The 13695-nt window shown below is 69.8% G+C and carries 10 protein-coding genes; 8 read left to right on the top strand and 2 right to left on the bottom strand.

Going from position 1 to position 13695, the window contains the following annotated elements; genetic code table 11:
- The first annotated feature begins 2 nt into the window (after positions 1-2).
- Positions 3-1136, top strand: a complete 1134-nt coding sequence (locus ACFE71_RS02435) for a glycosyltransferase (RefSeq protein ID WP_375427217.1) — start codon at positions 3-5, stop codon at positions 1134-1136.
- Between the two features lie 82 nt (positions 1137-1218).
- Positions 1219-2622, top strand: a complete 1404-nt coding sequence (locus tag ACFE71_RS02430; RefSeq protein ID WP_375427216.1) for an NAD(P)H-dependent flavin oxidoreductase — start codon at positions 1219-1221, stop codon at positions 2620-2622.
- 3 nt (positions 2623-2625) lie between these two features.
- Here ACFE71_RS02430 and ACFE71_RS02425 read toward each other — a convergent pair whose 3' ends face one another.
- Positions 2626-3636, bottom strand: a complete 1011-nt coding sequence (locus ACFE71_RS02425) for a 2-hydroxyacid dehydrogenase (protein WP_375427215.1) — start codon at positions 3634-3636, stop codon at positions 2626-2628.
- A 96-nt stretch (positions 3637-3732) separates the two neighbouring features.
- On the opposite strand from ACFE71_RS02425, the gene ACFE71_RS02420 reads away from it, so the two are divergent.
- Positions 3733-4206, top strand: a complete 474-nt coding sequence (locus tag ACFE71_RS02420) for an SH3 domain-containing protein (protein WP_375427214.1) — start codon at positions 3733-3735, stop codon at positions 4204-4206.
- An 84-nt stretch (positions 4207-4290) separates the two neighbouring features.
- Here ACFE71_RS02420 and ACFE71_RS02415 read toward each other — a convergent pair whose 3' ends face one another.
- Entirely contained in the window at positions 4291-5475 is a 1185-nt protein-coding gene (locus ACFE71_RS02415; protein ID WP_375427213.1) for an acetyl-CoA C-acyltransferase, read from the bottom strand.
- Between the two features lie 77 nt (positions 5476-5552).
- Here ACFE71_RS02415 and ACFE71_RS02410 point away from each other — a divergent pair, with 77 nt between their 5' ends.
- From ACFE71_RS02410 to ACFE71_RS02390, 5 genes are all read left to right on the top strand, one after another.
- Positions 5553-6311, top strand: coding sequence for a prepilin peptidase (locus ACFE71_RS02410; protein ID WP_375427212.1), 759 nt, complete (start codon positions 5553-5555; stop codon positions 6309-6311).
- Entirely contained in the window at positions 6308-6712 is a 405-nt protein-coding gene (locus ACFE71_RS02405; protein ID WP_375427211.1) for a hypothetical protein, read from the top strand. Before ACFE71_RS02410 ends, ACFE71_RS02405 begins: the two co-directional genes overlap by 4 nt.
- Positions 6713-6723: 11 nt before the next feature.
- Positions 6724-7143: a hypothetical protein gene (locus ACFE71_RS02400; RefSeq protein WP_375427210.1), complete on the top strand. Its 420-nt coding sequence runs from the start codon at positions 6724-6726 to the stop codon at positions 7141-7143.
- A gap of 91 nt (positions 7144-7234) precedes the next feature.
- On the top strand, positions 7235-9409 hold the full coding sequence (locus tag ACFE71_RS02395; RefSeq protein WP_375427209.1) for a BamA/TamA family outer membrane protein: 2175 nt from the start codon (positions 7235-7237) through the stop codon (positions 9407-9409).
- Positions 9409-13629, top strand: coding sequence for a translocation/assembly module TamB domain-containing protein (locus ACFE71_RS02390; RefSeq protein ID WP_375427208.1), 4221 nt, complete (start codon positions 9409-9411; stop codon positions 13627-13629). The genes ACFE71_RS02395 and ACFE71_RS02390 overlap by 1 nt, the downstream gene beginning before the upstream one ends.
- Positions 13630-13695: the final 66 nt, after the last annotated feature.

Genomic DNA, 13695 nt, shown 5'->3' with positions numbered 1-13695 from the left:
TTATGCCCGCACCGCACATCCTCCACCTCCATTCCGCCTTCGATCTCGGCGGGAAGGAGGCGCGCGCCGTCCGGCTGATGAACGTCTGGGGCGACCGGGCGCGGCACACGATCGTCTCGCGCGTCCCCACCGCGCTCGGCGCGCGCGCCGCCATCGCCAGGGGCGTGCGTTACGAGATCGCGCAGGACCCGCCGCCCTTGGCCGGCAAGCCGTCGGTCAAGCGATACGAGGCGATCGCGGGCTTTACGCGTCGCTTCGACCTGGTGCTGACCTATGATTGGGGCGCGATCGACGGCGTCATGGCCAGGCGCGTGTTCGGAAAGGGAATGCCGCCCGTCGTCCATCATGAGGACGGCTTCGACGAGGACGAGGCGACAGGCCTGAAGGTCGAGCGGAATATGTACCGCCGCCTCGCGCTTCCGGCCGCCCACGCGCTCGTCGTCCCCAGCCGCGCGCTCGACCGCATCGCAACCGAGACCTGGAAGCAGCCCCGCGCCCGCGTCCACCATATCGTCAACGGCGTCGCCACCGCCCTTTACACCGGCAAGCCCGATTCCAAGGCGATCCCAGGCTTCGTTCGCAACGAGCGCGAAGTCGTGATCGGCGCGCTTGCAGGCCTGCGCCCGGTCAAGGACCTGCCTCTGCTCGTCCGTGCTTGCGGCGGCCTGTCCGGCCGCTTCCGCCTCGTCATCGTCGGCGAAGGTCCCGAGCGCGGGGCGATCGCCCAAGCGGCGGAGGCGATGGGGATTTCGGATCGACTGGTGATGCCCGGCTTCCTCGACCGCCCGCACAGATACATCGGCCTGTTCGACCTGCTCGCCCTCTCGTCCCGCTCCGAGCAGTTTCCGATCCCGGTCGTCGAGGCGATGGCCGCCGGGCTGCCCGTCGCGAGCGTGCCCGTCGGCGACGTCCCCGCGATGCTCGCGCCGGAGAACGTCGCCCTGGTCGCGTCGCATATCGACGAGGTGCCGCTTCGCGACGTCCTCCAGAAGCTGCTGGACGCCCCCGACCTGCGCGCCCGCGTCGGCGCGGCCAACCGGGTCCGCGCCCGCGCGGATTATGACGAAGCGCAGATGATCCGCCGTTATTCCAGCCTTTACGCGGACGCGATGGGCAGGCCCGGCATACTAGGGTAACATGCGTCGGGGCGGGGGCTACCGTGTCCGCAACCTTCCGTTATATGGCCCGTAGCTGCTCCAGAAAGGTTCGCATCCGACCGTGTTCAAAGGCCTGACCCCCATCCAGTATAACGGCCGCGAGGTATGGCCGCTGATCGAGGGCGGGAAGGGCGTGGCCGCGACCAACCATGCCTCCGCCGGGGCATGGGCGGCGGCGGGCGGCGTCGGCACGGTGTCGGCGGTCAACGCCGACAGCTACGATCCGGACGGCAAGATCATTCCCCAGACATACAGCGCGCTGACCAGGCGGGAGCGGCATGAGGAACTGGTCCAATACGCGATCGACGGCGCGGTCGAGCAGGTGCGGCGCGCCTGGGACATCGCCGGGGGCAAGGGCGCGATCAACATCAACGTGCTGTGGGAGATGGGCGGCGCGCAGCGCGTGCTCCACGGCGTGCTGGAGCGCACCCACGGCCTCGTCGCCGGCGTCACCTGCGGCGCCGGGATGCCGTACAAGCTTTCGGAGATCGCCGCGTCCTACCGAGTCCATTACCTTCCCATCGTCAGTTCCGGCCGCGCCTTTCGCGCGCTGTGGAGGCGGGCGTACAGCAAGGCGGCGGAATGGCTCGCCGGGGTGGTGTACGAAGACCCGTGGCTCGCCGGCGGTCATAACGGCCTGTCCAACGCCGAGGATCCGCTGAAGCCCGAGGACCCGTACCCCCGCGTCAAGGCGCTGCGCGATACGATGCGCGAGGGCGGTATCCCCGACACCACACCCATCATCATGGCGGGCGGTGTCTGGTACCTGCGCGATTGGAATCATTGGATCGACAATCCCGAACTGGGTGCCATCGCCTTTCAATACGGCACCCGCCCGCTGCTGACGCGGGAGAGCCCGATCCCTGATGGCTGGAAGGATAAGCTGCTCGGTATCGATCATGGCGACATCTCGCTCCATCGATTCTCGCCGACCGGCTTCTATTCGTCGGCGGTCCGGAACCCGTTCCTGCGTTTCCTGGAGGCGCGGTCGGAGCGCCAGATCGCGTTCTCGACGCAAGAAGCGGGCGACCACGTCTTCCAGCTCGATGTCGGGGTGAAGGGCAAGAATTTCTGGGTAACGCGGGGCGACCTGCTCCGTGCGCGCGAATGGTTCGGCCAAGGCTTCACCGACGCGCTCAAGACGCCCGACAACACGCTCGTCTACGTCTCGCCGATCGAGAAGACGGACATTCGGAAGGACCAGGCCGACTGCATGGGTTGCCTGTCGCAATGCTCCTTTTCAAGCTGGGCGGACACGGAGACCAACTCGACCGGCCGCCTCGCCGATCCGCGATCCTTCTGCATCCAGAAGACGCTACAGGACATCGCGCATGGCGGCGACACCGACCGCAACCTGATGTTCGCCGGCCACTCCGCGTCGAACTTCAGGCGTGATCCGTTCTACTCGAACGGCTTCGTGCCGACGGTGAGGCAGCTTGTGGACCGGATCCTGACCGGGGATTAAGGGTTAGGCCCACCCCTCCAGTACCTGATCCGGCGGGCGGTGGCCGTCGGCCCACATGCGGATGTTGGCGATGACCTTTTCGCCCGTCGCGATCCGGCCCTCGTAGGTGGCCGAGCCCATATGCGGGGTCATGACGACGTTGGGCAGCGCGAGGAGGCGGGGGTCGATCTCCGGTTCGTGCCGCCAGACGTCCAGCCCCGCGCCGGCCAGCCGTTTGGCCTGGAGCGCGTCGACGAGCGCCTCCTCGTCGACGATCCCGCCGCGCGAGGTATTGATCAGGTGGACGTGGGGCCGCAGCAGGCCGATCCGCCGTCGGTCGATCAGGTTCTCGCTGTCGGCGTTGCGCGGGGTATGGATCGTCAGCACGTCGACCCCCGCCAGCATCGCGTCGAGATCGGCGTGCCAAGTCGCCCCCAGCTCCGCCTCGACCACGCCGGGCAGGCGGTGGCGGTTGTGGTAGTGGATGCCCAGGCCGAACGCGCGCGCGCGCCGCGCCACCGCTTGGCCGATCCGCCCCATGCCGACGATGCCCAGCGCCTTGCCGCCGATCCGGTGGCCCAGCATCCCACCCGGGCTCCATCCGGTCCACGCACCCGATCGCACCAGCTTTTCGCCCTCGGCCAGCCGCCTTGGCACCGATACGATCAGCGCCATCGTCAGGTCGGCGGTGTCCTCCGTCAGGACGCCCGGCGTGTTGGTGACGATGATGCCGCGCGCCCGCGCCGCGCGCAGGTCGATGTGGTTCACGCCCGCGCCGAAATTGGCGATCAGCTTGAGCCTAGGCCCTGCCGCGGCGATCAGTTCGGCATCGACCGCGTCGGTCACCGTCGGGATCAGCACGTCGCACTCGGCGGTGGCGCTCACCAGCTCCGCGTGCGTCATGGACCGGTCATCCCGGTTGTTCGTCGTGTCGAACAGCGCCTCCAGCCGGTCCATCACCGTGTCCGGCAGTTCGCGGGTCGCGACCACGCGCGGATTGGGGACGCGGGGCTCGGTACGGCGCTGGGCGTTCATGATCCGACGTTTGTGACGGGTGGCCGCCTACCGTCAAGCCGGTTGATACCGCCGGGCGACGCTTGATAAGGAGCGGCAACAGGAAAGCCCCACCGCATGCGTCTGCCACTTGCGCTCGCCGCTCTTTCGTTCGCCGTCACGGCCTCCGCGCAAGAGCGGCCCAAGCCCCCCTACTGGGCCTCGATCGCCGCCGGCAAGGCGCGGATGCGCACCGGTCCGGCGCGCACCTATCCGGCTTCCTGGCTGTATCAGCGCGCCGACCTGCCCGTGCGCGTGGTGGCCGTGTTCAAGGAGTGGCGGCGCGTCCAGGACCCCGGCGGAACGGAGGGGTGGATGCTGGGCGGGCTGATCTCGTCCGACCGAACCGCCATCGTCCGCTCGGCCGAGCCGGTGCCGATGCGCGAGGGGCCGAACGTGGCGGCGAAGCTACTGTGGCGCGCGTCGCCCGGCGTGGTGGGTCGCCTGAGCGAGTGCCGGGGTGGCTGGTGTCGGCTGGACGTGAAAGGGCAGGCGGGCTTCGTCGAGGTGACCGGCCTGTGGGGCGTCGAGGCGGGCGAACGGCTGCCCTAAGCTCCCTTCTTCCCGTCGGGGAGAGGACGGCTCTCTGTACGGCCCCTCTCCCCAACCCTCTCCCCGCAAGCGGGGAGAGGGAGATCAGATCATCTCCACCGCGATCGCGGTCGCTTCGCCGCCGCCGATGCACAGGGACGCGATCCCCCGCTTGCCGCCCGTGCGCTCGAGCGCCGCCAGCAACGTAGTGATGATCCGCGCGCCCGACGCGCCGATCGGATGGCCAAGCGCGGTCGCGCCGCCGTGGATGTTCACCTTGTCGTGCGGGACGCCCAGATCGTGCATCCACGCCATCGGTACGCAGGCGAATGCCTCGTTGATCTCGAACAGGTCGACTTCCGACGCGCTCCAGCCCGTCTTGGCGAGCAGCTTGCGCACCGCCTCGACCGGGGCGGTCGTGAATTTGGCGGGCTCCTGCGCGTGCGCCGCATGGGCGACAATCCGCGCGACCGGCTTCAGGCCCTTCGCATCCGCGACCGACTGGCGCGTGACGACCAGCGCCGCCGCGCCATCGGAGATGGACGAGGAAGAGGCCGCGGTGATCGTGCCGTCCTTGGCGAACGCCGGTTTGAGCGTGCGCAGCTTAGCCGGATCACCGCGCGCGGGAGCCTCGTCATCGGTCACTACCGTGTCGCCCTTGCGACCCTTCACGGTGACGCCGACGATCTCGCGCTCGAACGCGCCATCCTTCTGCGCCGCCAGCGCGCGGGAGAGCGACTCGACCGCGTAGTCGTCCTGCGCCTCGCGGGTGAACTGATAATCGCGCGAGGTCTCTTCGGCGAACGTGCCCATCGCGCGACCCGCCTCGTAGGCGTCCTCCAAACCGTCGAGCATCATGTGGTCATAGGCGGTGTCATGTCCGATCCGCGCGCCGGCGCGTAGCTTCTTGAGCAGGTAGGGCGCATTCGACATGCTCTCCATGCCGCCCGCGACCACCAGATCGGCCGAGCCCGCAGCGATCATGTCGTGCGCGAAGATCGCTGCCTGCATCCCCGATCCGCACACCTTGTTGACGGTCGTCGCCTCGACGGAGGTGGGCAGCCCCGCGCCGATCGCCGCCTGGCGCGCGGGCGCCTGGCCGAGCCCGGCGGGAAGCACGCAGCCCATGAAGATCTTTTCGATCGAGTCGGGCGATACGCCCGCGCGTTCCACCGCGCCGCGAACCGCGGTCGCGCCAAGCTCGATCGCGGTCGCGCCGGACAGCGCGCCCTGGAACGCGCCCATCGGCGTGCGGGCGTAGGAGAGGATGACGACGGGATCGCTGGCCATGATCGGTGCTCCGGAAAAGATGATGCGCCGTACGTAATGCTGCGACTGCGAAAAGGGAAATAGGCTAGACGGATCGGGTGTCCACCTCGCCCGTCATCCTGCTCCTCCTCGCCCCGCTCGGCGCGATATTGGGCAGCTTCCTAGCGACCCTGGTGGTTCGTTGGCCCGAAAATCGCTCCGTCCTGACCGGTCGCTCGGCTTGCGACGGTTGCGGTCGTACGCTCGCTTCGCGCGATCTGGTCCCGCTGCTCAGCGCGTTCGCTTCGCGCGGCCGTTGCCGTGAGTGTGGGGGGCGCATCGACCCGGTCCACTGGCGGGTCGAGCTCGCCTGCGCGCTGGTCGGGTTGGGCGCCGGACTGATCGCCATGGATTGGCGGGAGGCGGCGGCGGGCGCGATCTTCGGGTGGCTGCTCGTCACGCTGGCCGCGCTCGACTGGCGCGCTTTCTGGCTGCCCGACCGTCTTACCGGCACGCTCGCGCTCGCGGGAGTCGCGGCGCGCATGGCCGGTCTCGCGCCCGACCTCCCCGATCGACTGATCGGTGGCGCGGCCGGGTTCGCGAGCCTTTGGTCGATCGCGCGCGCTTACCGGCTGCTGCGCGGCCGGGACGGGATGGGCGGGGGCGATCCCAAGCTGTTCGGCGCGATCGGCCTATGGCTCGGCTGGCGGATGCTGCCGAGCGTGCTCCTGCTCGCTGGACTCGCCGGGATCGGGATAATCATGTTCCGTCGCCTGACCGGGCGACCCTTCGCGCGCGACGACGCGCTGCCGCTCGGCACGCTGCTCGCGGCGGCGGCTTACCCGGCTTGGCTCGCCATGGTAGGCTTCGCGGTATGATCGCCTTCACGCTCGCGCTGCTCGCTGCGGACCCGTCCGTTCTCGGCCCGATCGGTCGTCAGGCGCTCCCGACAAAGGGCTGCGCCGCCTATTTATGGGACAGCGCGCCCACGCGCCGTCTTGTCGCGATGGCGACCGCCGACCCGGCCCGGCTCCGCCTCCAGCTGGACGGAAAGACGATCGACGTCGCGCGTGGGGGGCAACAGGGGAGCGCGGGGTTCGGGTTCGCGGGCGTGACCGAATATCGCGGGGGCGACATCACCGCCGTGCTCGACATGGCGATCCAGACCCGGCCCGACCTGACCGGCGGCGCGGTGGTGCCGACCGGCACGCTGCGCATCGACCGGCCGGGCCGCGACACGCTGGTGATGCCGGTCGCCGGGCTCATCGGCTGCGTTTGAATGAGGAAGGCATGGACATAAACGAGGTCCTGGCGGCGCAGCGCGCGGCGTTCACGGCGGCGCTGCCCGAACCTCTGTCCGTCCACCGTGACCGGTTGAAGCACGCGGCCGCGATGATCCGCGACAATGCCGACCGGTTCTGCGACGCCGTGTCCGAGGATTTCGGGCATCGCAGCCGCGAGCAGTCGATGCTGACGGACATCGCGGGCTCGATCGCGCCGATCACGCATGCGCTCGCGAACCTTGAGCGGTGGGCGAAGCCGGAACGGCGCGCGGTCCGGTCACGGGTTGGACGGTTTCAGGACGTTCAGCCATACGCGCGCGGTGTTCAGGCAGTCGCGCCTGGACGTCGCGAAGCTCGCCGGGTTGAAGCCGCCATACGGCGTGGCGACGCGGAGATCGGCACTGCGGCAGATCGGCCACTAGCGTGACTTTTCGGAAAGCGGCGCTGCGGCAAGACGTTGCGGTGCGTCGCCACCGTCGATAACGCTTCGAGACGATAGCTTAAAAGGCGGAGTGGGAGTGGGTTTGGCAAGTCGGCGACATCGTTGGTTCGCCGTCGCGTTGACCGCCGCCGCGCCCGCCGGGGCGCAGTTGAACCAGCCCGGGACCGCGCCCGCGCAGGGTCCGGACACGCCGCGCGCCGAGGTCGAGCGCGCCGCCCCTCAAGCCGACGACGCGCCGATCGTTCCGGAGGCCGAGTTCGACGCCGCGCTGCCGCCGCTGTCGGACGACCTGAACGCGCCGCTCGAATCCATGCGCGACGCCGCGCCCGCGCCGCTGCCCCAGGCGGACACGACCGCGACCGGGCCGGCGGTCGGTGAAGCCATCGCGCCCGTCGGGCCGGAGGACCCGCAGCTCGCCCGACCGCTCGAGCCGCTCGGGTCGTTCAATAGCACGCCACTCCAGAGCGCGGTCGACGTCGCCGACGCGGACACGCTCGAGATACGGTACGACACGCAGATCGTCGGGCTCGACACGCTACAGCTGACCGACGAGTGGCGCGCGCTGTCGGCGCTGCGCGACGGCGACGGCAAGGCGGGCAATGCGCTCCAGGTCGCCGAGCGAGCGCGCGAGGATGAGCGGCTCGCCATCCGCCTCATGAAGTCGCTCGGCTACTATGACGCAACCGCGTCCTCCGCGATCGAGCAGGACCCGGCGCGCACCAAGGGACCTGGGCGGCTGCGCGCGGTCGTGACCGCCACTCCCGGCCGCCTATACACACTGGCTTCGGTCGAGGTTCGCGCGGATCCGACCACGCCGCCCGACCTCGTCCGGCGCGAGCTGCCGCTCCGGGTCGGCGACCCGATCGAGGCGGCGCGCATCCAGGGAGCGGAGGCGAACGTACGCCTGACGCTGCCGCAGCAGGGCTATCCTTTCGTCGAGATCGGCGAGCGCGACATCTTGCTGGAGGATGCCGCGCCCACCGGCGCCTATACGCTGCCCGTCGCGACCGGCCCGCGCTCATCCTTCGGGCGGATCACGACGACGGGCGATCCGGTGTTCGGCCTGGATCATCTGAACGTCTTTCCGCGCTTCAAGATGGGCGAGCTGTACGACGCGCGTCGCGTGGACGACCTGCGCGACGCGCTTGTCGCGACCAGCCTGTTCGGCACGGTCGCGGTCGAGCCGCAGCGCACGGGGAGGGCCGGGCCGGATGGGACCGAGGAAGTCGACCTGCTGGTCCGCCAGTCGAAGGGGCCACCGCGTACGCTGGCGGGGGAGGCGGGCTTTTCGACGGGGCAGGGCGCCCGCGTCGAGGCGAGCTACACGCATCGCAACCTGTTCAAGCCCGAGGGCGCGTTGATCGCGAGCGTCGTCGCGGGGACGCAGGAGCAGGGAGTGGCCGCGACGTTCCGGCGGTCCAACGCCGGGCGGCGCGACCGCACCGTCAGCTTCACCGCGTCGGCCAACCACTCGAGCTACGATGCGTTCGAAGCGTTCACCGGCACCCTGTCGGGGCGGATCAGCTATGACTCGACGCCGATCTGGCAGAAGCCGCTGACCTACGCCTACGGGTTCGAGCTGGTGGGGACGAACGAGCAGACGTACGACTTCGACTTCGAGTATTTCCTGGGCCGCGGCGCGCGGCGGCGGCGGACCTATTTCATCGCCGCGCTACCCGGCGTCGTGCAGTTCGACCGGTCCGACAGCTTGCTCAATCCGACGCGCGGCTTTCGCCTGACGCTCAACGTCAGTCCCGAGACGTCGGTCCAGGGCGGCGTCAGCCCGTATGTCCGCACGATGGCGGAGGGGACCTATTACCAACCGGTGAGCGACCGCCTCGTCATCGCAGGCCGCGCGCGCACCGGATCGATCCTGGGGATCGACCGCGACGAGATCGCGCCGTCCAGGCGATATTACGGCGGCGGCGGCGGGTCGGTGCGCGGCTACGGATTCCAGCGGCTGGGGCCGTTCGACCCGAACGGCGATCCAGTGGGTGGGCGTTCCTTGACCGAGTTCGCGCTGGAGGCGCGCTACCGCTTCGGCGATTACGGCATCGTGCCGTTCATCGACGCGGGCAACAGCTACGAGTCGATCCTGCCGAGCGCGTCGTCGTTGCGCTTCGGCGCGGGCATCGGCGGGCGCTTCTACACCAATTTCGGGCCACTGCGGGTCGATGTCGCCACCCCGCTCAACCCGCGCCCGGGCGACGGCAAGATCGCGCTGTACATCTCGATCGGGCAGGCGTTCTGATGGCCGACGACGCGCGGATCGAGGAGCCCGCGCCCGCGTCGTCGGACGTCGCGCGCCGGCCGGTGTGGCGGCGCTTGCTGAAGTGGCTCATCGGCGTGCTGCTAGTGCTACTCGCGCTTGTCGGGCTGGTGCTGCTCGGCATCGATACGGACCCCGGGCGCCGGTTCGTCGCCGACCAGATCGGCGGATACGAGACCGAGACGGGGGTGAAGATCACCGTCGGCCGCATCGACGGCTCGATCTACGGCCGCATGATCCTGTCGGACGTCCGCGTGGCGGACCCGCGCGGGGTGTTCCTGACCTCGCCCCGGCTGGAAGTCGATTGGCGACCCTTCGCGTTCGTCCGCAATCATGTCAACGTGCGCGAGCTGAGCACCCCGCTCGTCACGCTACTGCGTCGCCCGTCGCTGCGCCCGGCGATCGACCCGAACGCGCCGTTGCTGCCCGATCTGGATATCGACATCGACCGGCTGCGCATCGCGCGGTTCGCGATCGACCGGTCGATCACCGGACGCCCGCACGCGCTCGCCGTGAACGGCGCGGTCCATATCGCTGATCGCCGCGCGCAGGTGAACGCGGACGCGCTCGCGATCCGCGGGCCGGGGATCGCGGGGGGCGACCGGTTGCGCCTGCGCCTCGACGCGGTGCCCGACCGCGACCGGTTCGATCTCGACGTCAACCTGCAGGCGCCGGTCGGTGGCGTGGTGGCTTCGATGGCGTCGCTCCGCGCGCCGCTCGCGGTCAGCGTCGACGGGCGCGGCACCTGGGCGACGTGGCGGGGTCGGGCGGTCGCGACGCTCGGGGGCGGGGAGCTCGCGAACCTGAACGTCCGTGCGGACGCCGGCCGTTTCCGCGTCGCCGGTCGAACGCGTCCCGGGCTGTATCTGGCGGGGCCGGTCGAGCGGCTGACCGCGCCGTTCCTGAACATCGAGGCGGACGCGACGGTGGCCGAGCGCCGCGCCGATACCCGGATCAAACTGCGCTCGGACGCGCTGGTCGTCGATGCGGGCGGCGTGATCGACCTGGCGGCGAGCCGGTTCGGGAACTTCGCGGTCGATGCGCGGCTGCTCACCCCCGGCGCGATCCTGCCCAACCTTGCGGGGCGCGACGTGAGCGCGCGCGTGGTGCTCGACGGCGCGTTCGGAACGCCCACGGTCGATTACAAGCTGCGCGCGGCCGCGATCTCGTTCGGCGGCACCGGCGTCGAGCGGCTTTACGCCGAAGGTCTGGCGCGTGTGAATGCCGACCGCATCCTCGTACCCGTCCGCGCACGCGCCGCTCGGGTGACCGGGCTCAACGCGGCGACGGGCAAGCTCCTGACCAACGTTTCGGTGAATGGCGACCTCGCCATCTCCGGCACGAATATCCTGTCCGACAATCTGCGGGTCCGGTCCGACCGGGTCGACGCGACCGCCATCGTCGTCGCGAACTTGGCGACCGGACGCTATACCGGCGCGCTCAAGGGCCGCGTCAACGACTACCGGATCGAGAGCATCGGCATCTTGGACGTGACCACCGACGCCCGGCTGGTGACCGCGCCGGGCGGGGGGTTCGGGATCACCGGCCGCGTCGTCGCGCGGACCTCGCGCATCTTCAACGAGGGCGCGCGGACATTGCTGGGTGGCCAGGCGGTGGTCCGCGCCGATGTGGATTACGGGCCTACGGGACTCATCCGCTTTTCGGGCGTGCGGTTGAACGCGCCGCAATTCCGCATCACGCGCGGGTCGGGATCGTACAACTTGTCCGGCGCGATCGTGTTCGAGGCGGACGGCTACTCGAACCAGTACGGCCCAGTGTCGGCGCGAGTTACCGGCACTGCCGGAGCACCCGTCATCGCCATCCGCGCCGCCCGGCCCGGGCTGGGCGTGGGATTGGCGGGCGTGCAGGCGCGCATCGTCGGGCAGGTTGGCGCGTATGCCGTCACCGCGAGCGGCGGGACCACCTACGGCCCGTTCACCGCCGACCTGCTGGTGCGCCCCGGCGCGCAGCTCGCGATCGACGTTCGCCGCGTCGTACTCGCGGGGATCGGCTTCGCGGGCCGCGTGGTGCAGACCGCCGCCGGGCCGTTCACGGGAGCGCTCCGCTTCGCCGGGTCGGGACTGACGGGCGAACTCCAGCTCGCGAACCAAGGCGGCTACCAGCGCGCCGCCTTCAACGCGCGCGGGTCGAACGCGCAGATCCCTGGCCAAGTCGACTTCACGATCGGCCGCCTGATCGCGAACGGCACCGTCGTGCTCTACCCGGCCGCGCCGGAGGTGATCGCCGACGTGCAGCTCGCCGATGTGCGTTACAATACGCTCGTGCTCCAGGCCGGGCGGGGGCGCGTGAACTATCGCGGTGGGCGCGGGACCGCGCAGGCGCTGCTGACCGGATCGACCGGGGTACCGTTCCGCGTCGCCGCCAACGCCCGGTTGTCGCCGAACGATTATCTCGTCGCATTGCAGGGCCAGGCGAACAACGTGCCCTTCCGCACCGTTAACCCCGCGCGGATCACCGCCGCGAACGGGCAATACCGACTCGCCCAGACGCGGTTCAGCTTCGGCCAGGGCTCGGCGAGGGTCGCGGGGAGCTACGGCGCGGGGCTGTCGGTGCAAACGCGGCTCGACCGGCTCGACCTCGCCACTTTCAACGCGTTGGGAAATCTGGGGCTTGGCGGGCAGGTGACGGGCAGTCTCGATTTCGCGCAGGCGAACGGTTCGACGTTCCCGACGGCCGATGCGCGGATCATGGTCCGGAGCTTCACGCGGTCCAGCATCGCCGCCGTATCGAGCCCGGTCGACATCGTCTTCGCGGGTCGGCTGGTGCCGATGGGCGGCGAGGGGCGCGCGCTGGTGCGGCGCGGGAACACCGTGATCGGGCGAATGCTCGCGAACCTGACGCCGTTGCCGCCGGGCGCCGGGTCATGGACGACCCGCCTGCTCGCCGCGCCGCTGTCGGGCGGCATCCGGTATAACGGGCCGTCGGCGGTGCTGTTCAGCCTTGCGGGGTTGCGGAACCAGCAGCTGTCCGGGCCCGTCGCGGTCGCGGCGGACTTTTCGGGCCAGGTACGCTCGCCGCGGCTGAACGGGCTCGTTCGCGCGGACAACCTCACGTATCTGAACGAGACATACGGGACGCAACTGACGCGGATGCGGATCGCGGGGCGCTTCAACAACGACCGGCTCGATCTGACGGAGGTGAACGCGCGGGCGGGGAGGGGGACCGTCCAGGCACGAGGATCTATCGGGCTCGCGGCGGCGGAGGGCTTCCCAATCGATATCCGCGCGGTGCTCGACCGCGCGCAGCTGGCGCGTAGCGACGCGTTGAGCGCGACGACGACCGGGAACCTGCACATCACCAGCGGGCTGCGGGGCGGCCTTATCCAGGGCGAGCTTCGTGTTCCCGAGGCGCGTTACCAGATCATCCGCCAGGGTCAGGCCGAGGTGCCCGAGCTGACGGGGGTGCGTCGCCGGAGCGACATCCGCATCGCGCGGTCGACCGACCGGCCGGTTCCGCCGCCGATGGGGTTGTTCCGGCTCGACCTTCGCCTGCGCGCGAACAACGAATTGTTCGTGTCGGGGATGGGCCTGGAGTCCGAATGGGCCATGAACCTGCGCGTCGGGGGGACGAACCTGGCGCCGGTGGTCACGGGCGGGCTGAACCTGATCAAGGGCGAGTACAGCTTCGCCGGCAAGCGGTTCGAGGTGACGCGGGGCGCGATCGATTTTCGCGGGGGGGCGCTGATCGATCCGGTGATCGACATCACCGCCAGCACGACGACGAACGGCATCACCGCCAACATCGTCATCACCGGGACGGGCCAGCGGCCGCGAATCGCCTTTACCTCGACGCCCGTGCTGCCGCAGGACGAGGTGCTGAGCCGGCTGCTGTTCGGGTCGAGTCCGGCGAACCTGTCGGCGACCGAAGCGATTCAGCTGGCCGCCGCCTTGAACTCGCTGCGGGGGTCGGGTGGAGGGCTGAATCCGCTCGGCAAGCTGCGGTCGGCGACCGGGTTCGACCGGTTGCGTATCCTGGGATCGGATCAGGCGACGGGCCGGGGCACCGCGCTGGCGGCGGGCAAGTACCTGACCGACGATATCTATGTCGAAGTGGTCACCGACGCGCGCGGCTTCACCGCCACGCAGCTGGAGATCGCGCTGACACGCGCGCTCAGCGTGCTGTCCTCGACCGGGTCGTTCGGCGGGTCGAACGCATCGCTGCGGTATTCCCGAGACTATTGAGGCGGTTCGGGTTAGGTTCCGTTTCGAAACCGACGGAATGGTTGGGGGAGGGCGGTTTGACCGAGC

It is taken from the genome of uncultured Sphingomonas sp., assembly GCF_964237155.1.
Lineage (GTDB): Bacteria > Pseudomonadota > Alphaproteobacteria > Sphingomonadales > Sphingomonadaceae > Sphingomonas.
Note: the sequence above shows the minus strand (reverse complement) of the source record. Positions and strands in the feature narration are given on the sequence as shown.